The sequence below is a fragment of the Amycolatopsis cynarae genome (genome assembly GCF_026802195.1).
Classification (GTDB): domain Bacteria; phylum Actinomycetota; class Actinomycetes; order Mycobacteriales; family Pseudonocardiaceae; genus Amycolatopsis_E; species Amycolatopsis_E rhizosphaerae.
Genome location: NZ_CP113836.1, coordinates 815,202 through 836,100 on the forward strand (window position 1 = coordinate 815,202; position 20,899 = coordinate 836,100).

Annotated in this window: 19 protein-coding genes and 1 pseudogene; 10 read left to right on the plus strand and 10 right to left on the minus strand. The window is 70.6% G+C overall.

Translation table 11 applies throughout. The annotated features are described in order from the left end of the window. Positions 1–23: 23 nt before the first annotated feature. Positions 24–770: a dienelactone hydrolase family protein gene (locus ORV05_RS03930; RefSeq protein WP_268757082.1), complete on the minus strand. Its 747-nt coding sequence runs from the start codon at positions 768–770 to the stop codon at positions 24–26. Positions 771–881: 111 nt separating this feature from the next. On the opposite strand from ORV05_RS03930, the gene ORV05_RS03935 reads away from it, so the two are divergent. Further along, entirely contained in the window at positions 882–1,760 is an 879-nt protein-coding gene (locus ORV05_RS03935; RefSeq protein ID WP_268757083.1) for a LysR family transcriptional regulator, read from the plus strand. Positions 1,761–1,779: 19 nt separating this feature from the next. Here ORV05_RS03935 and ORV05_RS03940 read toward each other — a convergent pair whose 3' ends face one another. Then, positions 1,780–3,228, minus strand: coding sequence for a serine/threonine-protein kinase (locus ORV05_RS03940; RefSeq protein WP_268757084.1), 1,449 nt, complete (start codon positions 3,226–3,228; stop codon positions 1,780–1,782). 400 nt (positions 3,229–3,628) lie between these two features. Between ORV05_RS03940 and ORV05_RS03945 the strand changes: the two genes are divergently transcribed. Next, the gene (locus tag ORV05_RS03945; protein WP_268757085.1) at positions 3,629–4,705 is read left to right on the plus strand and encodes a DivIVA domain-containing protein; all 1,077 of its coding nucleotides are present in this window, start codon (positions 3,629–3,631) and stop codon (positions 4,703–4,705) included. Positions 4,706–4,794: 89 nt separating this feature from the next. Here the strand turns inward: ORV05_RS03945 and ORV05_RS03950 are convergent, their stop codons facing one another. After that, positions 4,795–5,397: a hypothetical protein gene (locus ORV05_RS03950; protein WP_268757086.1), complete on the minus strand. Its 603-nt coding sequence runs from the start codon at positions 5,395–5,397 to the stop codon at positions 4,795–4,797. 110 nt (positions 5,398–5,507) lie between these two features. Here ORV05_RS03950 and ORV05_RS03955 point away from each other — a divergent pair, with 110 nt between their 5' ends. The 3 genes from ORV05_RS03955 (at position 5,508) to ORV05_RS03965 (ending at position 8,710) form a co-directional block, all read left to right on the plus strand. Further along, positions 5,508–5,939 (plus strand): Hsp20/alpha crystallin family protein, encoded by a 432-nt coding sequence (locus ORV05_RS03955; RefSeq protein WP_268757087.1) that lies wholly within the window; start codon positions 5,508–5,510, stop codon positions 5,937–5,939. A gap of 111 nt (positions 5,940–6,050) precedes the next feature. Next, complete coding sequence (locus ORV05_RS03960; RefSeq protein WP_268757088.1) at positions 6,051–7,412, plus strand: FAD-binding oxidoreductase; 1,362 nt, start codon at positions 6,051–6,053, stop codon at positions 7,410–7,412. A 38-nt stretch (positions 7,413–7,450) separates the two neighbouring features. Continuing rightward, positions 7,451–8,710 carry an aminotransferase family protein gene (locus ORV05_RS03965; RefSeq protein WP_268757089.1) on the plus strand — a complete coding sequence of 420 codons (1,260 nt, stop codon included), beginning with the start codon at positions 7,451–7,453 and terminating at the stop codon, positions 8,708–8,710. 5 nt (positions 8,711–8,715) lie between these two features. On the opposite strand, the gene ORV05_RS03970 is transcribed toward ORV05_RS03965, so the two are convergent. Continuing rightward, complete coding sequence (locus ORV05_RS03970; RefSeq protein ID WP_268757090.1) at positions 8,716–9,291, minus strand: NADPH-dependent FMN reductase; 576 nt, start codon at positions 9,289–9,291, stop codon at positions 8,716–8,718. Positions 9,292–9,338: 47 nt separating this feature from the next. Beyond that, positions 9,339–9,956, minus strand: a complete 618-nt coding sequence (locus ORV05_RS03975) for an NAD(P)-dependent oxidoreductase (protein ID WP_268757091.1) — start codon at positions 9,954–9,956, stop codon at positions 9,339–9,341. Between the two features lie 57 nt (positions 9,957–10,013). Between ORV05_RS03975 and ORV05_RS03980 the strand changes: the two genes are divergently transcribed. After that, a complete protein-coding gene (locus ORV05_RS03980; RefSeq protein ID WP_268757092.1) occupies positions 10,014–10,400 on the plus strand; it encodes a winged helix-turn-helix transcriptional regulator in 387 nt (128 codons plus the stop codon). 4 nt (positions 10,401–10,404) lie between these two features. Next, complete coding sequence (locus tag ORV05_RS03985; RefSeq protein WP_268757093.1) at positions 10,405–11,172, plus strand: SGNH/GDSL hydrolase family protein; 768 nt, start codon at positions 10,405–10,407, stop codon at positions 11,170–11,172. On the opposite strand, the gene ORV05_RS03990 is transcribed toward ORV05_RS03985, so the two are convergent. Continuing rightward, positions 11,153–12,166 (minus strand): Glu/Leu/Phe/Val dehydrogenase dimerization domain-containing protein, encoded by a 1,014-nt coding sequence (locus ORV05_RS03990; RefSeq protein ID WP_268757094.1) that lies wholly within the window; start codon positions 12,164–12,166, stop codon positions 11,153–11,155. The two genes, ORV05_RS03985 and ORV05_RS03990, sit on opposite strands and share 20 nt — an antisense overlap. A 79-nt stretch (positions 12,167–12,245) precedes the next feature. Here ORV05_RS03990 and ORV05_RS03995 point away from each other — a divergent pair, with 79 nt between their 5' ends. Beyond that, positions 12,246–12,725 (plus strand): Lrp/AsnC family transcriptional regulator, encoded by a 480-nt coding sequence (locus tag ORV05_RS03995; protein WP_268759689.1) that lies wholly within the window; start codon positions 12,246–12,248, stop codon positions 12,723–12,725. Between the two features lie 69 nt (positions 12,726–12,794). Continuing rightward, entirely contained in the window at positions 12,795–13,334 is a 540-nt protein-coding gene (locus ORV05_RS04000) for a DUF3558 family protein (protein ID WP_268757095.1), read from the plus strand. Positions 13,335–13,642: 308 nt separating this feature from the next. Here ORV05_RS04000 and ORV05_RS04005 read toward each other — a convergent pair whose 3' ends face one another. The 4 genes and pseudogenes from ORV05_RS04005 to ORV05_RS04020 all read right to left on the minus strand — a co-directional run. Next, the gene (locus ORV05_RS04005) at positions 13,643–14,293 is read right to left on the minus strand and encodes an NAD(P)H-binding protein (protein WP_268757096.1); all 651 of its coding nucleotides are present in this window, start codon (positions 14,291–14,293) and stop codon (positions 13,643–13,645) included. Between the two features lie 225 nt (positions 14,294–14,518). Then, positions 14,519–17,446, minus strand: a complete 2,928-nt coding sequence (locus tag ORV05_RS04010; protein WP_268757097.1) for an AfsR/SARP family transcriptional regulator — start codon at positions 17,444–17,446, stop codon at positions 14,519–14,521. A 282-nt stretch (positions 17,447–17,728) separates the two neighbouring features. Continuing rightward, positions 17,729–20,140: a Tex family protein gene (locus tag ORV05_RS04015; protein WP_268757098.1), complete on the minus strand. Its 2,412-nt coding sequence runs from the start codon at positions 20,138–20,140 to the stop codon at positions 17,729–17,731. A gap of 194 nt (positions 20,141–20,334) precedes the next feature. Further along, positions 20,335–20,451 (minus strand): annotated as a pseudogene (locus tag ORV05_RS04020) (UTRA domain-containing protein); the annotation flags it as partial. A gap of 131 nt (positions 20,452–20,582) precedes the next feature. On the opposite strand from ORV05_RS04020, the gene ORV05_RS04025 reads away from it, so the two are divergent. Then, the gene (locus ORV05_RS04025; protein ID WP_268757099.1) at positions 20,583–20,744 is read left to right on the plus strand and encodes a hypothetical protein; all 162 of its coding nucleotides are present in this window, start codon (positions 20,583–20,585) and stop codon (positions 20,742–20,744) included. The last annotated feature ends 155 nt before the right edge of the window (positions 20,745–20,899 follow it).

Genomic DNA, 20,899 nt, shown 5'->3' on the forward strand with positions numbered 1-20,899 from the left:
GCCGGGTGCCCCGAAGCGAAGACTCAGCGCAGTTCGGTGGCGAACAGTTCCCGCGTGCGTCGCCACGCGTCCTCGGCCGGGCCCTCCCGGTAGGTGTCCCGGACATGGCAGAAGAACCCGTGTGGCGTGTCCGGGTAGACCACCACCTCGTGGCGCACCCCGGCTTCGGCCAGGTGCGACTCGATCTCGCTGTAGTGCTCGGCGGGCACCGCGTGGTCGGTGTCCCCGACGAGGTAGAGCACCCGGCCGGTGATGTCCCCGGTCAGCGTCACGGTCGGCTCCGGGCGGCTGAGCGGGATGTCGGTGGTGGTCAGCCAGCCGCCGTAGAACACCGCCACCGCGGCCAGGTCGAGCCGGGTGGCCGCGAAGTACGCCAGATGCCCGCCGAAGCTGAGCCCGATCATCCCGGCCTTTCCCGTGGCCCCGTGGTCGGTCAGTGCCTTCCGTGCGGCCTCGAGATCCGCCAGCGCGCCCTCGCGCGTGACCGTGTCGAGCAGGGTGAACCCGCGTTGCCGTCCCTCCTCCGTGCTGTCCAGTTCCACACCGGGGGCGGTCCGGTGATAGAAGTCCGGCGCGATGGCGACGTACCCCTCGGCCGCCACCCGGTCGGCGATGTCGCGCACGTAGGAGGTCAGCCCGAACAGCTCGAAGCCGACGAGTACGCCGGGATGGCCGCCCGGCTCGGCCGGGCGCGCCAGGTAGGCGCCCATCGTGGGGGAGGCGGCGTCCGCCACCGCGATCTCGATCTTTTCGCGAACGATCTCTGTCACGCCTTCACAGCTACCCTCGCGAACCCGCCACGACCAATAGATTCCTCGACTATCTTCGATCAGCGCGCCGATGGCGGGCGGCAAACGGGGCGAGAAGGACGGAAGCGGCACGTGGAACTGTCCGTTATGCGCACCTTTCTCGCGGTGGTCCGATGTGGATCGTTCACCGCGGCCGCGCAGACGCTCGGTCTGTCCCAGCCGACCGTGACCGCCCACGTCGGGGCGATGGAGGCGGAACTGGGGCAGCAGCTGTTCGAACGCGGGCCGAGGGGGGTGGCCGCGACCTCCGTGGCCGAGGAGCTGGCGCGCGAGATGGCCGAGCACGTCGACGCGCTCGCCGCGATTTCCCGCCGGGGCCGGGAGCCGCTGGCCACGCCCGTGCACCTGGCGGGGCCCGCCGAGCTCACCAGCCTCCGGGTGGTGCCCGCGCTGGCCGGGCTGTGCGGCCGGGGCCTGAAGCTGCGGGTGAGCTTCGGGCTGGCCGACGACCTGCTGGCCGGGTTGGCCGCGGGCCGGTTCGACCTGGTGGTGTCCACTGTCCGGCCGAGGCTGCGCGGCGTCACCGCAACCCCGCCGGCCGACGAGGAGTTCGTGCTCGTCGGGGCGCCTTCCTGGGCCGAGGGCCTCGACCTCTCCGTCGATCCGGTCGCGGCACTGGCGGGTGTGCCGCTGGTGGCGTACGCGGAGGAACTGCCGATCATCCGGCGCTACTGGCGCTCGGTGCTGGGGGTGCCGCCGCCCGGCCGGGCCGCCGCCGTGGTGCCGGACCTGCGGGGCGTGCTCGCCGCGACGGCGGCCGGGATCGGGATCACGGTGCTGCCCCGGTACCTGTGCGCACGGGCACTGGCCGAGGGTGAGCTCGTCGCGCTGCTGGAGCCCGAGGTGCCGCCGATCAACACGATCTTCCTCGCCGCCCGCACCGGCACCACGGGCCTGCCGCACCTCGCGGCCGTCCGGTCGGTCCTGCTGGCGGCCGCCAGGACCTGGTGACCGCCGGAGCGGCCGAGGATCAGCTGATTTGGCGGCTGCCGACGTTCTTGTCGGTGTTGATCAGGTACCGCCCGCCTTGGTTGATCATGCCGAGGTCGTGGATTTCCCTGAACCGCCCGCCGCTGTAGGTGTACTCGAAGACGATTTCGACGAGGTTCTGGCCGATCTCGTGTGCCGGAGTAACCACCTTCAGGTCGCTCGCCTTGCTCCACCAATTCGCGTACTCGGCCTTGCCCTGTGCCTGGAGGGCTGGTCCGAGCATGGTCCAGCCCAGGTCCGGATTGCCGGGCATGATCGAGTAGTAGGTGGTCACGGTCTGGACCGCCGAGGAGGTGTCCCCGCCCACCACGCCGGTGGCCGATGTGCCGCCGGTCGGCTGCGGCGCGGACGGCGACGACTGGGGCGGTGACGACGGGCCGGAATTCGGGCTGCCGCTCTTGCCGCCGCTCTCCGCCGGAGCGGGACCTGGCTGCGCGGAAGAGGCCGTCGCGGACGTGCTGGCGCCGTTCGCCGCGTTGTCGTTCACCTTGCCACCCCAGGGCTTCAGCACCAGGACGGTCGTCACCACGGCCGCGACGAGCAGTACGACGGCGATCCCGGCGTAGAGCAGGACCGGTCTGCTCCGCTCACGGGCGGAACGTGAGATCTCTTCGAGTTCGGCGGCCACTTCGGCCATGGTGGGCCGCTCCGCCGGATCGAGCCGCATCATCCGGTTCAGCGGTTCGGTGAGCGGCCCCGCCTTCTGCGGCGGGTTGAACCGCCCGGCCGCCGCCGCGTACAGCATGGCCATCTGGTTTTCGGTTTCGCCGTAGGGAAACCGGCCCTCGACGATGGTGTAGAGCGTGGCGCCGAGGGAGAACACGTCGGAGGCCGGACTCGGCTTCTCGCCTCGCGCGGCCTCCGGGGACAGGTAGGCGGGGGTGCCGGCGAAACTGCCGCTGCCGGTGAGGGTGCCGTCGTCGGTGGCCTTGGAAATGCCGAAGTCGGTGATCTTGGTGATGCCGTCGTCGCCGAGCAGGATGTTTCCGGGCTTGACGTCACGGTGCACGATCCCCGCGTCGTGCGCGGCCGCCAGGGCGTGCGCGGCCTGCGCGCCGATCCGCGCCACCTCGGCGGGCGGCAGCGCACCGCGGTCGGACTGTACCTCCGACAGGCTCCGCGAGGGCAGGTACTCCATGATCAGCACGGGGAGGCCGTCGTCGTCGGCCACGTCGAACACGGTGATGGCGTGCCGGTGCTGCAGGCGCGCGGCGATCCGGGCCTCCCGTGACGAGCGCTTACGCGCGTGCTCGGCGTCCTCCTTACTGAGATTGGGTGAAAGGAGAAGCTGTTTCACGGCAACGGTCCGGTCCAGCAACTCGTCCTTCGCCAGCCACACCACGCCCATCGCGCCCCCGCCGATCCGGCGCTGGAGTCGATAGCGGCCGGCGATCAGGCGTCCTTCGTCGTCTTTTTCCGTCCCGGTCACCCGGCTAGGCTACGGTGTCCCCGTCGGGCCCTTACGACGCTCCCGGTGATCTCTGCCGAACGGTTGAGCGAGACGGCCGCGGGGCCGCCCCGAGTGACAGCCCGCAGGCCCTCGTCACAGTATTTTTCGATGTCCGCGCGGTGCCCCACGGGGTATGGGGAAACCGTGGTCACGGAGCAATCAACTCACCGGGGTGATGCCCGCCGGGGCTCGGTGGCCCGATGCTTCTGCGGAGGGTTGGGCGGGGTTCACACTGCGAAACCGCGCGATTGGCACAATGCTGGTGGACGGAACGCGGCGAGAAGAGGATGCTTGTCGTAACAGGTTTCCCCCTTTGTCCATAAAGGACTGTCGGATGGGGATTCGTCCGCGAGCAGGCCGGTGAGCTACAGGAGGTGCTATGACGGGCGTGGATACTCGCGACGATCTGGTTCCGCTGCGCACGGACTTCGACCGGACCTGGCGCGGGTACGACACGCGTCAGGTCCAGGAGTACGTCCGCCGGGTGGAGGCGGATCTGCGGATGGTGATCGCCGACCGTGACGCGGCCGCCGCCGGGGCCGAGGATCTCGCGCGCCAACTGGAGGAACTCCGCAGCGAGAACGACCGGCTGCGGGAGAAGATCGACCGGATCAGCCGCACGCCCATCGAGGCGGACGGGCTGAGCGAGCGGCTGCTGCGCATGGTGGAGCTGGCCGAGGACGAGGCCAGGGAGATCACCGAGCGGGCCCATGCCGCCGCCGAGCGGAGCTGGGCCGCCGCCGAGCATTCGGCCCAGAAGCTGCGTGAACGCCACGAACGGCTCGTCGCCGAGGTGGACGCGCGGCGCAAGCAGTCCGCCGCCGAGCACCAGGAGCTCATGCGGCGCACCCGCGCCGAGGTCGAGGCCATGACCAGCCAGGCCACCCTGCTGCGGCGCAAACTCGACGAGCAGGCCGCGCGCCGCCGCCAGCAGGTGGAGAAGGACTTCGAGGAGGCGATGGCGATCCGGCGCCAGGACGCCGTGAACGCCATCGAGCAGCAGGAACGCGAGGCCCGCGAGAAGGTCGAAAAGATGGTCACCGAGGCGACCGGGAAGGCCCACCGGATGGTCACCGAGGCGACCGAGAAGGCGGACAGGCTGGTCAGCGAGGCCACGGAGAAGGCGGACAAGCTGGTCAGCGAGGCCACGGAGAAGGCGAACAGGCTGGTCACCGAGGCCACGGAGAAGGCGAACAAGCTGGTCACCGAGGCCACCGGGAAGGCGGACGCACTCGACGCCATCCGCACGCGCACCATCGAAGAGCTCCGGGTCACGCAGCAACTGCTGTCCCAGGCCACTCCACTGCTGCTCGGAGACGACGGACCTTCCTCGGACGAGTTGCGCGAGGTACCCAAACCGCGCGCCCAGGAGCCGGCCAAGGCCGCGGACGACCCTGACACCGCCGACACCGCCGACCCCGCCGACACCGCCGTGGAGGCGGCGAAGGCGAGCTGAGCCCCGGGGTGGGTGCTTCTGGGGAAGGAGCACCCGCCCCGGCACCATCGCCGCGCATGCGCGTGGCCCGGCCCAAAGGCCAGCTCAGGTCAGGGGTGCGGGGAGCGGGAGGACTGGCGGCGTTCGTGGGTTTCGCGGCGCAGGCGGTCGGCGTGCTCGGTGACCGTGCCGATCTCGGCCGCCAGCGCCGGATGCGTGGGGGTCAGGTGGAGCCGGACGGCCGCCAGGGCCTGGATCAGGACGGTGGCGTCGTCCTCGCCGAGTGCCCGCCGGAGTGACTCGGCCTTCGGCAGGTCCGGCACCGCGCTCACCTGGCCGGCCAGCCTGCGCAGATCGGCCGAGTTCTCCCGTGCCCACCGGGTCACCGCGCGCTCGCCCGCGCGCCGGTCGCGGGTGGCCTGCACGCGCTCGTCGGCGGTCACCTCGCTGGCCGCCGCGCCCCGGAGGCGCAGGTAGCGGCGTTCGGCGGCCTGCCTGCTCGCCACGCCCAGCGCCGAGGCGAGCTCCGCCCAGCTGATGCCCTCCCGGCGCGCGGACGCGATGAGGTCCGGTTCCCACCCGGAGAGTTCCTCGCGCAATCCGCGCAGCACGGTCAGCGCCGCGAGCACGCGGCGGGGGTCCGTTTCGCCTTCCCGGGTGGCCTCGGTGAGCACCGAGTGCACCAGTTCCAGCGCTGCACGCACATCCTCCACGGCGTCATTCTTCCGACGACATTCGGACTTGTCAACGGAACGATGACGCGCTATAACGGTGGTGCAGCGCGTCGACAACCAGACAAGTGAGCGACGAGGAGGTGTCTTCGATGTTGATGCGCACCGATCCATTCCGTGAATTCGACCGGCTGACCCAGCAGGTTTTCGGCCAGGCGGGTACCTGGTCCCGGCCGAACCCGATGCCGATGGACGCCTACCGCTCCGGTGACGAGTTCGTCGTGGCCTTCGACCTGCCCGGCGTGGACCCGGAGGCGATCGAACTCGACGTCGAGCGCAACGTGCTGACCGTGAAGGCGGAGCGCCGTCCGATCGCCGGCGATGAGGTCGAGATGCAGGTCTCGGAGCGGCCGCTGGGCGTGTTCTCCCGCCAGCTGTTCCTCGGCGACACCCTCGACGCCGACCACATCCACGCCGCCTACGACGCCGGAGTGCTGACCGTGCGGATCCCGATCGCCGAGCGCGCCAAGCCGCGCAAGATCGCCATCGAGAGCGAGCCCGCACGTAAGGAGATCAACGCCTGACGGGCGGCCCTCACCGGACCACTCTCCTCGCGCTGTGCGCGGTGCCCCTGGAAGGCCCGCGCGCAGCGCTGCTTTTTCCGGTCCAGGTTTGTCACTGAGTACGGTGAACGGGTGGAGCTGCTCGACGCCGACTTCGTGACCACCGATCCCGCGATCCTCGAGACCTACCGCTACGACCAGGCCGGGTTCTGCACGGCCGGGACGCCGCTCGCGCTGGCCAGGCCAAGGGAGACCGCCGAGGTGGCGCGGGTGCTGCGCTTCGCGCACGAGAACCGCATTCCGGTGGTGCCTCAGGGCGCCCGCACCGGCCTGTCCGGCGGCGCGAACGCGGTTGACGGCGCCATCCTGTTGTCCCTCGAACGGATGGACCGCATCCTCGAGGTCGACCTCGACAACCACACCGCCACCGTGCAACCCGGCGTGATCAACTCGGTGCTCTCCCGCGCGGTCGCGGAGCACGGTCTCTTCTATCCGCCGGACCCCGGTTCGTGGGAGATGTCCACCATCGGCGGCAACGTCGCCACGAACGCCGGCGGTCTCTGCTGCGTGAAGTACGGGGTGACCAGTGATTTCGTGCGGGAGCTCGAGGTGGTGCTGGCCGACGGGCGGGTGCTGCGCACCGGCCGCCGCACGGCCAAGGGGGTGGCGGGCTACGACCTCGTCCGGCTGATGGTGGGTTCGGAGGGCACGCTCGGCGTGGTCACCGAGGTGACCGTGGCGCTGCGGCCCTCGGCCGAGAAACCGTTGACCGCCTTGGCCTTCTTCGCCGCCTCCCGTGACGCGTGCACGACGGTGAGCGAATTCCTGGGCACCGGGCGCCGCCCGTCGATCCTCGAGTTCATGGACCGGCCCACCGTCGAAGCGGTGTCGGCCTACCGTGATCTCGGGTTCCCGCCCGGGGTCGAGGCGGTGCTCGTGGTGCAGTCGGATCGCGGGGCGGCCGCGGCGGACGACCTCGAAGCGTTCGCGAAGGTGGCGCGCTCGTGCGGTGCGACCGAGGTGCTGGTGGCGAGCGATCCGGCGGAGGGCGAACTGCTGATCGAGGCCCGGCGCCTGGTCGGGATCGCACTGGAGAAACTCGGCGACCGGCTGATCGACGACGTGTGCGTGCCCCGGTCCCGGCTGGCCGAGTTCGTCGACGGGGTCGCCGCGATCGCCGCCGAGTACGGCGTCGACATCCCGTGCTGCGGGCACGCCGGGGACGGGAACATGCACCCCAACGTCGTGTTCGACGGCTCCGACCCCGATTCCGTCCTCCGGGGTCAGTCGGCCTTCGACGCGATCATGGCGCTGGGCCTGCGCCTGGGCGGCACGATCACCGGAGAGCATGGGGTCGGCATGCTCAAGCGCGCCTGGCTGGAGACCGAACTGGGCGAGGTGGGCCTTTCCGTGCACCGCGCGGTCAAGCGGGCGCTCGACCCGCTCGGGATCCTCAACCCGGGCAAGGTCGTGCGCCTGCCCGGCGTCGATTGACCGGTGCGGGGGCGCGGGGAAAGCGCCATGCTGGTGGCATGGATACAGCTCTGTGGCATCCGTTCGCCGACATGGCGACCGTGCGCTCCGGCGAGTTCGTCATCGACCGGGGCGAGGACGTGTGGGTCTACGACAGCGACGGCAACCGCTATCTCGACGCCACCGCCGGGCTCTGGTATGCCAACGCGGGGCACGGCCGCCAGGAGATCGCCGACGCGGCGGCCGCCCAGTTGCGCAGGCTCGCCGGGTACTCGATCTTCGGCGACTTCGCCAACGAACCCGCCCGCGAACTCGCGGCGCGGCTGTCGGCGCTCGCGCCGATACCCGATGCGAAGGTCTTCCTCACCACCGGCGGCGGCGAGGCGATCGACAGCGCCGTGAAGATCGCCCGCCGCTACCACGTGGCGCAGGGCGAACCCGGCCGCGTCCACGTGATCAGCCGGTCCTCCTCCTACCACGGCACCAACGGCATCGGCACCGGCGTCGCGGGCATCGAGGCGAACCGGACCGGGTTCGGCGAGTTGCTGCCGTCCTCCTCGCGGGTGCCGTTCGACTCGGTGGAGGCGCTGCGCCAGGAGATCCTGCGCGTCGGCCCGGAGACCGTGGCGGCCTTCCTGGTCGAGCCGGTGATCGGCGCGGGCGGTGTGCTGCCCCCGCCCGAGGGCTACCTGACCGGGGTGGCGCAGGTGTGCCGCGAGTTCGGGGTGCTGCTCATCGCCGACGCGGTGATCTGCGGGTTCGGCAGGCTCGGCACCTGGTTCGGGGTCGAGCGCTGGGGCCTGGAACCCGATCTGATCACCTTCGCCAAGGGGGTGACCAGCGGATACCTGCCGCTCGGTGGCGTGGTGGTACACGGCCGGGTGGCCGAGCCGTTCTGGACGAAGCCCGGTACGTACCTGCGTCACGGGGCCACTTACGCCGGCCACCCCACCTGTTGCGCGGCGGCTCTGGCCAATCTCGACCTGCTCGAACGCGACGGGCTGCTGGAGCGTGGACGGGAGCTGGAGGGCGAGCTCACCGGCGCACTGGCACCGCTGGTGGAGCATCCGCTGGTCGCCGAGGTGCGCTCCGGGACGGGGCTGCTCGCCGCCGTCGAACTCGCTCCCGAAGTGCTCCGGCGGCTTCCCTCGGCGGTCGGGGACCTGCAACTGCTGGCCCGGCAGCGGGGTGTGCTGCTGCGCCCGCTGGCCACCGCACTCGCCGTGTCACCGCCGCTGACCATCCACATCGAACAGTTGCGGGAGATCGCGGCGGTCTTCGCCGCCTCGCTCGACGAGCTCGCCCTCAAGGTGTCCTGAGCCGGTCAGGCCCGGTAGGGGCGCGCTTGGCGCGCATCGCGCAGTGCGCGCCCCCACCAGGCCAACTGGTCGAGCAACACCTTCGCGGCCCCCGCGCAGCCCTCCGGTTCGAGCGGCTCGCCCCGGTCGTCGAACCGGCCGTGGGCGAGGTGGAAGCTCACCGTTTCCCGCACGGTGACCGCATGCAGTTCGGCGAAGACCGGCCGGAGGTGTTCCACGGCACGCAGGCCCCCGGCGAGGCCGCCGTAGGACACGAATCCGACCGGTTTCGCCTGCCACTGCGTGTAATGCCAGTCGATGAGGGTTTTCAGCGAGGCCGGGTAGCTGTGGTTGTACTCCGGGGTGACCACCACGAAGGCGTCGGCGGTGTCGAGACGTTTCGTCACCGCCGCCACTTCCGGTGGCGCCTGGCCGCCGAGCACCTCGGGCAACCGGTTCTCCGCCAGGTCGAGCACGTCGACGGCGAAGTCGGCGCGCGGCCGGGCCTGCCGGGCGAACCAGTCGGCCACCACCGGGCCGAACCGTCCGGTGCGGACACTGCCCACGATGACGGCGAGGTTGAGGGGGCGTTCGTCGTTCATGTGACCAGGATGAAACCTCTACTTAAGTAGAGGTCAACACCACGTGATCAACCCGCTTCCACGGCCAGGTGTTCACGGTGGTGCTTCGGGGTCTCGACCTCGTCCAGGATCGCCTCGGCGAGGTCGGCGTAGGTGATTCGGCTGTCCATCGCGCCGTGTGCCACCACGCGGTACCGGCCCACCGGCTCGCCTTCGTGGTCGAAGTCGCCCGCGGGGCTGAGGTAGAGCCAGTCGGTGCCGTCGCTCGCCCGCAGCACCTCCAGACCCGCGCGATGTGCGTCGCAGAACGGCCGGAACTCCGGGGGGAAACCGGGCGCGTCCACCGGCAACCGGCCCGACTCGTCGGGCAGGAGCGTCGAAAGCCCGACCACGATGAGTCGTTTGTGGACGGCGGTGAGCGCGCGGGCGGAGTCGGTGAAGAACGCGGCCGGGTCGGTGCCTTCGCCGTACACCGCCGCCGCCGAGATCACCGCGTCGTGCGCCTCGGCCAGCTCGGCCACCTGCGCGGCGTCGGTCACGTCCCCGGCCACCACGGTGGCGCCGGAAAGTTCGTACTTCGCCGGGTCCCGCACCACCGCCGTCACCCGGTGCCCCCGGCGCAGCGCCACCAGTACCGCCTGCCTGCCTGCCCGGCCCCCGGCTCCGAAAATCACGATGTTCGTCATGCGGCGAAGGTAGCGCGGACCCCGGTTACCTCCAGGAAACCGATTATCGTGGTAAAGGTGAGGAAACCGCTGCCAGCCGACATGTTCGACGAGCTCTGCCCGTCGTCACTGCTTCCGATGCGCTTCGGCGACAAATGGGCGCCCCTGGTCATCGCATGCCTCGAAGACGGGCCGCGCCGGTTCTCCGAACTCCGCGTTCCGCTGTGGCGCGTGACGCCCAAGGTGCTGACCCAGTCGTTGCGCTCGCTCGAGCGCTCCGGTTTCGTGATCCGCCACGCCGGGCAGGCAATGGTGGAGTACGAGCTGACCCCGCTGGGACGCAGCCTGCTCGGGCCCATCGCGATCGTCTACCGCTGGGTGCAGGAGCACTGGGACGAACTGCTCGAAGCCCGCGAGGCCTACGATGCGGGGCTGACCGGCGCCGTCGCCGGGCGGAAGGAGTGAACCGGTGAGCTACCGCCGTTACGTCGCCCTCGGCGACAGCCAGACCGAGGGCCTCGGCGACGGGGACGAGACCCGCGGCTACCGCGGCTGGGCCGACCGGTTCGCCGAACTGCTCGCCGAGACGAGCCCGGCCCTCGAATACGCCAACCTCGCCGTGCGCGGACGGCGGGCGGCCGAGGTGCTGGCGGAACAACTCTCACCGGCACTGGCGCTCCGGCCCGACCTGGCCACCGTGATGGCCGGGATGAACGACCTCATCCGCCCCGGTTTCGACGCCGCCGCGGTGGCCGCCTGCCTGGACGAGATGTTCGCCGCGCTGACCGGCGCCGGTGCACACGTGATCACCGTGACCTTCCCCGACGTGGGCCGGATGATGCCGATCGCGCGCCCGCTCGGCGCCCGCGTGCGGGAACTCAACGCCCGCATCCTCGCCGCGTCCGCGCGGCACGGCGTGACCGTGGTGGACGCCTCCTCGGCCGACGTCCTCACCGATTCCCGCCTGTGGAGCGAAGACCGGCTGCACGCGAGCCCGCTGGGGCACGAGCGGATCGCGGCGGCGATGGCCGCCGCGATCGGGCTGCCCGGTTCGGACGACGGCTGGACCAGGCCGCTGCCCGCGCTGCCGCCACGCCCGGTGTGGCAGGCGGTGACGGCCGAACTGCGCTGGCTGGGTGCCTTCGCCGGGCCCTGGGTGGCGCGGCGGGTGCGGGGCCGGTCCTCGGGAGACGGCCGGACGGCCAAACGCCCCGAACTCAGCCCCGTCCGTGCTTGAGCCGTTCCCGGGCCAGCGCCCGTGCGGCGGCCAGCGGAGTTCCCGGCGCGCTCAGCACCGTGTCCACCGTGGCGCCAATGGCCTCGACCCGTGCGATCGCCTCCTCGTGGCCGAGTTTCTCTATCTCCCGGCCCAGCGTGTAGACGACCCCACCGGCACTGGCCACGAAATCGGGGATCCACAGGATGCCCTTGGCGGCGAGCAGCTCCGCCACGGACTCGTCGGTGAGCTGGTTGTTCGCCGGGCCGACGACGAGGGAAGCCTCCAGCCGGGCCACGGTTTCCGGGCTCAGCACCCCGCCGACCGCGGCCGGGACCAGGATGTCGCACGGGGTGTTCAGTACCTCGTCCGGCTCGATCCAGCCGAAGCCGTGCCGCCGGGCCGGCTCCCGTTTCGAACTGTCCACATCGGACACGATGACCTCGGCGCCGGTCAGGCCCTCGGCCACCAGCGACCCGACCGAACCGAGCCCGCTCAGCACGACGCGGCGTCCCTCGACCGACTCGGTACCGAAGACGTGGCGGGCCGCGGCCCGGAGCGCGGCCAGCACGCCGACGGCGGTGGGACCGCTCGACGAGCCCGTCCCGCCCTGCTCCTCGGGAAGGCAGAACACATGCGGTGAATGCCTGCGCAGCACCACCATGTCGGCGGGCCCGGTGCCCACGTCCGGCCCGGCGAGATAGGACCCGTCGAGCGAGGCGATGAGCTCCCCGAGGTCTTCGAGCGCGGCCTCGCGCAACTCCGGGGTCAGCTCGGTGCCGCCGTCCAGCGCGACCACGCTCTTTCCGCCACCGAACGGAAGTCCGGCCACCGCGCACTTGTCGGTCATCGCCGAGGAGAGGCGCAACGCGTCTTCGAGACCGTCACGCCAGTCGGGGTAACGGCGCAGGCGGACCCCGCCGACCGCCGGGCCGAGTACCCGGGAGTGCGCCGCGATCACCAGGGTCACTCCGGAACGGCGGCCGCGCCGGATCACCACATCTTCATGCTCCATGGGAAAAAAGCTATGCTCGACGGCGCGGCAGTGGGGTGGAGCCCGAACGAAGTTCGGGATGAGCGCGATCGGAGCCAGGGTGGACGAACTTGATTCGGCCATCGTCCGCCATCTGCAGGAGGATGCGCGGCAGTCGAACCGGGACATCGCGCGCAAGCTCGGGATCGCGCCGTCCACCTGCCTCGAACGCACCCGGCTGCTCCGGCAGCGCGGCGTGATCCGCGGCTACCACGCCGAAATCGACCTGGGTGCCCTCAACCGCTCGGTACAGGCGATCGTGGCGGTGCAGGTGCGGCCGCTGAGCCGGGACGTGGTCGCCGCGTTCGAACGATCGGTGATCGAGCTGCCGGAAGTGCGCTCGGTCTACACCATGGCGGGCAGCGACGACTTCCTGGTGCACGTCACCGCCCCGGACATCGAGCACCTGCACGCGTTCCTGCTCGACCGGTTCACCAGCCGCCGCGAGATCGTCGGCTTCCGCACTTCGATCATCTACCAGCATCTCGACAAGCAGGTGCTGGAACCGTTGCCTCGGCCGCAGGCGGCTCCGCCGCTTTGACACCCCATGCTCGTGCGCTTGGGTCCCACCTTCGGTGGCCTTCCGGGGCCAGGGCCGTGCCCTCGAAACATGACGAACAAAAAACGTGGGGCAGTCGCGGCTGTCGTCCTTGTCATCGCAGGAATGCAGGCAATCGCCGGCTGTTCGAGCACGGTGCCCGGCAGGGCATTACCCACTCCCCTGGTGAGTACCGCATCGAGCCGCACCGGCGCGACCGAACCGAACGTGTTCGGCGGACTGGACGCATGCCAGGTCCTTGATCAACTGCTCGCGGGAAAAGGGTTTGACCCGGGAGCGAAACAAAGCGCATCCAACGCGTGCGCCGCGAACAAGTCCTCGTACAGGTATCAGGTGGAATTCGATCCGGAGTGGGGTCTCGCCGATTTCGCCAACACCTACCGGAACACCGTGAAGACGGTGATCAACGGTCGAAACTCACTGCAATCGAATTATCCTTATCCGTATATATGCAGGTATGCGCTTGAGGTCGCTCGGCATTCGCGAGCAGTCGTAGAGGTGTTGACATCTCCGCACGAGTCCGCGGAAGCATGCCCGGACGCGAAGCAGTTTGCCGAAGTACTGGAACCGCTACTACCGAAGGCGCAGTAGGGGCCGTGGGCGAGGAATACCCCGGGCCAGTCCGGGCCCTGAGCCGGACGGCTTCCGCGCGGTCCAGCGGCCGTATCTTCGGCCACCGGGAGAACAGACCAGGCGCGGCGACGTGGGCCAGTCCGGTCGCGCTGAGGTGGCACAGCATGGACAACAGCGCGTCGTCCAGGTTCTCGACACCACGGGGGGAGTTGCGCCTCACCCTGGCGGCCAGTCGCCGCGCCTCGACAAGGTCACGGCCGACCTGCACAGCGATGTCTTCGAAGATCATGAGCCCAACGTGTTCCTTTGAGGGACAGTGGTCAAAGCTAGAGACCCGCGTGCTCGGGATCCTCGGTGAGCGCGGCGAAAACCGTGGACCAGTCCGGCGTGGGGGACTCGGGGTCGTCGTACAGCTCGAAGGTCTTGCCGGAAGCGGACGGGTCGAACAGCGCCGCCACCACGGCGTCGGCGACCGCCGCGCGGCTGATGCGCCCGTCGCCGGTGTCGCCCTGCTCGACGCGGACGCCGTCGGCGGGCAGGTCGTGCAGCCAGCTCGGCCGCACGATGGTGTACTGCGCGCCGCTGGCCCGCAGGGCCGCTTCGCCCCGGGCGCGCGCTTCGATCCGCTCGGCCATTTCGGGATGCTCGGCCGGGCGGGTCAGGTAGATCTGCGAGACCAGCACGAGCGGGATGTCTTCACGGGCGGCCACGTTCGCGACGGCCGCGACACCGTGGTGCATTACGGCTTCCGCCTGCACCGGATCCTTGGGCGGCTCGACGGAGATCACCACGCCGTCCGCGCCGGCGAACACGCTCGCGTCCGGAGCGGCGAGGTCCACTGTGGCCGGTCGCGCGCCCGCGGGCGCCTCGGCCGCGCCGCGGCTCGCGACCACCACTTCGTGCCCCTCCGCGGCCAGCCGGTCCACGACCAGGCGGCCCGTGCGACCGGTCCCGCCGACCACGACGAAGGTGCTCATGTCCTGCCTCCCGACTCGGTGTCCGGGACCAGGATGGCCCCGTTCTTGATCATGGTCAATGCCACGATCACGCTCCGTCCGTGGTCCTCCCCCGTCCGGTCCGCCCCCCATTTTCGCCCTTCTACCCTGAGTGTGCCGCCCAGGGCCGTGAAGGGTCCCTTCACAGCCGTATCGACCGTGAAGGGGTCCTTCACGGCTCCGCCGGGAAAGCACTCGATCGGGTGGTCAGGCGCTGGGCAGGGGGAGCAGGTGCGGGGAGGACGGTGAGCGCAGCCGGGCGAGGAGAGCGCTCTCCTGCGCGGTGGCGGACAGGGCACGCCAGATCCGTAGCGCCCGCTCGAAGTGATCCCGGGCGCGGTCCGGCTGGCCGAGCCGCAGGTGCAGATCGCCGAGCAGCTCACTCACCTCCGCCTCCGACCGCCGGTCCCCGCTGCGCTGGTGCACCGACAGCGAGTTCGCCAGCAGCAGCCTGGCGTGCGCGAAGTCCTCGCTGTGCAGATAAAGGCTGCCGAGGCTTTGATGCGCGTACCCGACGCAGTGGTCGTCGCCCAGCTCGCCGAAGATCGCGATCGCGCGGTCGAGTTCCTCGCGGGCCCCGCCGAGGTTGCCCCGGACCTGGTGCAGCAGCGCGAGTCGTTGCCGCGCATGGGCTTCGCGGTGCCGGTCGCCGATCTCGGCCGACAGCTCGTAGGCGTCGGTGAACCAGCGCTCCGCCGTGGTGTGGCAGCCGCGGACGAGCCACAGGATGCCGATGGAGATCCGCACCACCGCCTCACCGTGCCGGTCACCGGCGCGCAGGAAGGCCTCCAGCGCTTCGTGGCACAGCGCGAGTGATTCCTCGTTCTCCCCGGACACGCGCCGAACGGTGCTCAGGCCGGACAGCGTGATCCCCACCCCGCGGTCGTCCCCGATTTCCCGGAACAGGCGCAGGGACCGCTCGAACGCGTCGAGCGCCGACGGGTAGTCGTCGAGGTACAGCTCGACCTGCCCCAGGTTGCGGAGCACGATGGCCTGACCCCGCCGATCGCCCGCCCTGGTGGCCGCGTCCAGCGCGATCAGGTGCGTGCGATGCCAGTCCTCGTGGTGGTTGCGCAGATCGAAGTACGGGGTGAGCGCCGCGGTGAGGCGCCACGCGAGATCGTCCAACTGCCAGGCGGCGGCCAGTTCCACCATCGCGACCGCGGTGTCCAGTTCGGCCGCGAACCAGGCGGCCGGATCGGCCCGCGGGCGGTGGCCGGGCCGCCACGGTTCGGTTTCGCCCGGCACCGAAACGATGCCGAAGAAGTGGATCGGCATCTTCGCGGCCGCCTCCGTGGCCAGGCAGAGATAGCCCTCGACGACCCGCCGGATGCGGTTCTGCCGCTCGCCGAACGGTTCCGGCTCCGCCTGTTCCACCGCGTAGCAGCGCAGCAGATCGTGCAGGCGATAGCGCGGCCCGCCGTCCGCGCCCGCCGAGACCAGCTCCACCAGGTGCGCGTCCACGAGCACGTCCAGCACCTCGTCGGCGTCCGGGCGGCCCAGCACCGCACCCACCACCCACCCGGGGAACTGCACCGGGCCGAGCGAACCGAGCCCGCGAAACGCCCGTGCCGCACTGGAGGGCAACTGGTCGTAGCTCAGGGTCGCGCTGGCTCGCACGGCCAGATCCCCGGCGCGCAGCTCGTCCAGCCGCCGGCGCTCGTCGCCGAGCCGGTTCGCCAGCTCCCGCAACGGCCAGTTCGGACGCTGGGACAGCTTCGCCCCGGCGACCCGGATCGCCAGCGGCAGCCCGCCGCAGCAGTCCAGGATCGCTTGCGCACCTTCGGGTTCGGCCGCCACGCGTTCGGGGCCGATGATCCTGGACAGCAGCGCACCGGCTTCGGCGCCGCGCAGCACGTCGACGTCCACGGTGCGGGCGCCGGGGAGGTCGGGTATCCGGGTGCGGCTGGTGATCAGGACGGCGCACGCGCCCGCACCGGGCAGCAGCGGACGGACCTGCGCGGCGCCCGCCGCGTCCTCGAGCACGATGCACAGGCGGCGGTCGGCCAGCAGGGACCGCAGCAGCGCCGCACGTTCGCCGAGCGCGGCGGGCATGGCGGCGTCGGGCACGCCGAGCGCGCGCAGCAACTCCGGCAGCACGTCGAGCGGACGGCGGGGCGAATCGGCGGTCCCGCGGAGATCGAGGTGCAACTGGCCGTCGGGGAAATCGTCGCGCACGGCGTGCGCGACACGGATCGCGAGGGACGATTTGCCCACACCGGGGGCACCGGAGAGCACCACCACGGCCGGGCGGCCCGCCGCGCGGCCGTCACGCAGCAGGCGGACCAGCTCGTCGACGAGCTCGTCGCGGCCGGTGAAGTCGGGCAGGTCGAGCGGGAGCTGGCAGACGGGAAGCGGATTCGGCGGGGCGGGGCGGGGTTGTTCGGGTTCGGGTTCGGGTTCGGCGAGGAGACCGGCGCGCACTTGGCGCAACTGCGGCCCAGGCTCGGCGTCGAGCTCCTCCCGCAGCACGCGCTCGGCCTGGGTGTAGGCGGTGAGCGCCTCGGCTCTTCGCCCGGCGGCGTCGAGCGCGAGGATCAGCTGCTGCCACAGCTGTTCGCGCAACGGATGTTCCGCGAGAAGCCCTCGCAGCTCGGCCACCGCGTCGGCGTGTTCACCCAGCTCGACGCGCAGCCGCAACCGTTGCTGCTGCACCGAAAGCCGCATTTCGGCCAGTCGCGCGATCGACGAGGACCAGGTGTGGTTGTGGGGGAGGTCTTCCAGGACGTCCCCACGCCATTGCGTGGCGGCAAGGTCGAGCGCCGCGAGCGCCTCCTCGTGCGTGGCCGCGGTTTCCGCTGCCGACACGTGCGTTTCGAACAGCATCGTGTCCAGCTCTCCCGGCCGGACCGTCACGACGTAACCCCCGCCGCGGCCGCGAAGCCGATCGGCGAAATCGGGCGAAGCCTCGGCCAGCCGCCGTCGCAGAGAATGCACGTAGGTGCGGATATTCGCGGCCGCGGAACGCGGGGCGGAACCGGGCCACAGCACTTCCGTCAGCGCGTCGGTGGACATCACCGTGTTCGGTTGTAACAGCAACGCGGCGAGCAGCAGGCGCGGTTTGGGGCCGCCCAGTGGCAGGGTCTGACCGGCCACGGCGACTTCGAGCGGTCCGAGAATGCGAAAAGAAATCACCAATTCGGATCGTATGGGCGATCCGGTTGGCCCCGCTAGCCCCGAAGGTATGGCCAAACGGTGAACAATTTTCGGCAAATGGTGCAATGTCGCGGCACTGTTAGGACATTCGGCCGATCACATTCGACGCCTCGGCCCAGTCGATTGCAAAGTCGCATGAGCGTTGGCCGTGAAGGGTCCCTTCACAGTCGATTCGACCGAGAAGGGACCCTTCACGGCTCGCCTTAGCCTCTCCGACGGGGCCGTGAGGGGGGTCCCTCACGGCCCTGGGGCACCAGCGAGCTACTTACCGTATCCGGCGCGGCGCAGGGCGTCGGCGAGAGCGCCGCCGGGTGCGGCGCCCGAGTCACGCCGGTTGCCGCCCCGGCGCTGTCCTTGTCCCTGCCGCTGGCCCTGGCCCTGGCCCTGGCCCTGGCCCTGACGCTGCCCCTGGCCCTGGCGCGGGCCGCCCTGGCGCTCGCCGGGCTGGCGCGCCGGCTTCGCCTCGCCGCCGACCTCGTCGTCCAGCCGCAGGGTCAGCGAGATGCGCTTGCGCGGGATGTCCACGTCGAGCACCTTCACCTTGACGATGTCGCCCGGCTTGACCACGTCACGCGGGTCCTTGACGAAGTTCTTCGACATGGCCGAAACGTGCACGAGGCCGTCCTGGTGCACGCCGATGTCGACGAAGGCCCCGAACGCGGCCACGTTCGTCACGACCCCCTCCAGCCGCATGCCCGGCTTGAGATCGCCGAGCTTCTCCACCCCTTCGGCGAAGGTGGCCGTCTTGAACGCGGGTCGCGGGTCGCGGCCCGGCTTCTCGAGTTCGGCCAGGATGTCGGTGACGGTCGGCAGCCCGAAGGTCTCGTCGACGAACTCCTCCGGCCGCAGCGCCTTGAGCACCCGCTCGTTGCCGATCAGGCCGCGCACGTCCGTGCCGCTCTTCTCCAGGATCCGCCGCACCACCGGATACGCCTCGGGGTGCACGCTGGAGGTGTCCAACGGGTCGTCCCCGCCCCGGATGCGCAGGAAGCCCGCGCACTGTTCGAACGCCTTCGGGCCCAGCCGCGGCACCTGCTTGAGCAGTTCCCGCGACCGGAACGGCCCGTGCTCGTCCCGGTGACTCACGATGTTCTCGGCGAGGCTCGCCGTGATTCCCGAAACCCGGGTCAGCAGGGGCGCGGAGGCGGTGTTGACGTCCACGCCGACCGCGTTCACGCAGTCCTCGACCACCGCGTCGAGCGAGCGTGACAGCGACACCTCGGAGACGTCGTGCTGGTACTGCCCGACCCCGATGGACTTCGGGTCGATCTTCACCAGTTCGGCCAGCGGGTCCTGCAGCCGCCGCGCGATCGACACCGCACCACGCAGCGAGACGTCCATGCCGGGCAGTTCCTGTGACGCGAACGCCGACGCCGAGTACACCGACGCGCCCGCCTCCGACACCACGGCCTTGGTGAGGTTGAGGTCCGGATGCCGCTTGATCAGGTCGATGGCCAGCTTGTCCGTCTCGCGCGAGGCGGTGCCGTTGCCGATGGCGATCAGCTCGACCCGGTGCTCGGCGGCGAGCTTGGCGAGCTTGGCGATCGACTCGTCCCAGCGGTTGGCGGGCTGGTGCGGGTAGATGGTGTCGGTGGCGACCACCTTGCCGGTCGCGTCCACCACCGCGACCTTCACCCCGGTGCGGAAGCCCGGGTCGAGGCCCATGGTGGCGCGGGTGCCCGCCGGGGCGGCGAGCAGCAGGTCCCGCAGGTTCGCCGCGAACACGCGCACGGCGTCGTCCTCGGCCGCCTGGCGCAGCCGCAGCCGCAGGTCGATGCCCAAGTGCAGCAGGATCTTCGTGCGCCAGGCCCAGCGCACGGTGTCCAGCAGCCACTTGTCCGCCGGGCGCCCCTTCTCGGCGATGCCGAACCGCTGCGCGATGCGCTGCTCGTACTCGCTCGGGCCCACCCGCGGTTCGTCGCTCGGTTCCTCGGGTTCGATGGTGAGGTCGAGGACCTCTTCCTTTTCTCCGCGGAACATCGCGAGCACGCGGTGCGAGGGCATCTTCGTGAACGGCTCGGAAAAGTCGAAGTAGTCGGAGAACTTCGCGCCCTCGGTCTCCTTGCCCTCCCGGACCTTCGACGCCAGACGGCCCTGCGCCCACATCTTCTCGCGCAGCTCGCCGATCAGGTCGGCGTCCTCGCCGAACCGCTCGACGAGGATCGCCCGTGCCCCGTCCAGTGCGGCCTGCGCGTCGGCGATCCCCTTTTCCGCGTCCACGAACACCGCCGCGGCGGCCTGCGGATCGGTGCCGGGGTCGTTGAGCAGCCCGTCGGCGAGCGGCTCGAGCCCGGCCTCGCGGGCGATCTGCGCCTTGGTGCGCCGCTTCGGCTTGTACGGCAGGTAGATGTCCTCCAGGCGGGCCTTCGTCTCGGCCTGGAGGATCTGGGCTTCCAGCTCGCCGGTCAGCTTGCCCTGGCTCCGGATCGAGTCGAGGATGGCGTCCTTGCGCTCGTCCAGCTCGCGCAGGTAGCGGAGGCGGTCCTCCAGGGTCCGCAGCTGGGCGTCATCGAGCATGCCCGTGGCTTCCTTGCGGTACCGCGCGATGAACGGCACGGTCGACCCGCCGTCGAGGAGCTCGACGGCAGCCTTGACCTGCCCCTCGCGTACGCCGAGTTCCGCGGCGATCCTCTGCTCGATCGACTGCGCTGCGCCAGTCACGGTGCCTGTCACGGTCCTGATCCACTCCCCTTGGTCGAAGTCGTGGCTGCAATTCTGCCTTCGGGGCCGAGGGTGGTCCGGACAGGGTGGCCGCCGTCCTGCTGCCGCCGCAGGTCCGGGTGGCCACCCGGCGCCGATCGCAGCGCGACGTGGCGATCGAACGCGAAGGCCCCGGGTGCTCACCTGGCGCCTTCGTCGTGCCGCGTTTACTCGGCGGCCCACTCGTAGCCGAGCCGGTACCGATCAGCGGGCAACGTCATGTCGTTCATCTCGAGCGGCGTCCCGTCCTCGCGGTAGGCGATGCGCGTGATGGTGAGCACCGGACACGTGGCTGCCGCTGGCCTGGCAGCGGTTGGCACCGGGTGGACGGCTCGCGTTCTCTCACCGGCCGCCGTTTCACGGCTGCTACGGCTGCCAGGCCGGATTCATCCGTCACGGCAACCAGGAGCCGTTCGTGATCCGCCGCTGGGACTACACGCCCGAGATGTGGCACGACCAACTGACCCAGCACGGGTTCACGGACGTCGAGACAACCGTGATCCCAGGACCGGAGGGCGCGGCCAAACCCACTGACACGATGCTGGTCCACGGCCGCAGGCCGGCATCCTTCCGGTAGGCACAGTGCAAGCGGCCCCCGCCCCGCGGCCGAAGCGTGGCGACGACACGAGAGTACGTGCAGCAAACTCCGGCGGCGCGCGAACGCCTGCTGGCAGCAAGCCGGGGCAGATCTGGGGCAGAAGACCAGGATCAGCCACGATCAGGCAAGACGAA

Coding starts and splice junctions, on each gene's coding strand:
- ORV05_RS03945 (WP_268757085.1), top strand. CDS start 3,629: ATGACGGGCGTGGATACTCGCGACGATCTGGTTCCGCTGCGCACGGAC.
- ORV05_RS03955 (WP_268757087.1), top strand. CDS start 5,508: ATGTTGATGCGCACCGATCCATTCCGTGAATTCGACCGGCTGACCCAG.
- ORV05_RS03965 (WP_268757089.1), top strand. CDS start 7,451: ATGGATACAGCTCTGTGGCATCCGTTCGCCGACATGGCGACCGTGCGC.
- ORV05_RS03970 (WP_268757090.1), bottom strand. CDS start 9,291: ATGAACGACGAACGCCCCCTCAACCTCGCCGTCATCGTGGGCAGTGTC.
- ORV05_RS03975 (WP_268757091.1), bottom strand. CDS start 9,956: ATGACGAACATCGTGATTTTCGGAGCCGGGGGCCGGGCAGGCAGGCAG.
- ORV05_RS03990 (WP_268757094.1), bottom strand. CDS start 12,166: ATGGAGCATGAAGATGTGGTGATCCGGCGCGGCCGCCGTTCCGGAGTG.
- ORV05_RS04000 (WP_268757095.1), top strand. CDS start 12,795: ATGACGAACAAAAAACGTGGGGCAGTCGCGGCTGTCGTCCTTGTCATC.
- ORV05_RS04005 (WP_268757096.1), bottom strand. CDS start 14,293: ATGAGCACCTTCGTCGTGGTCGGCGGGACCGGTCGCACGGGCCGCCTG.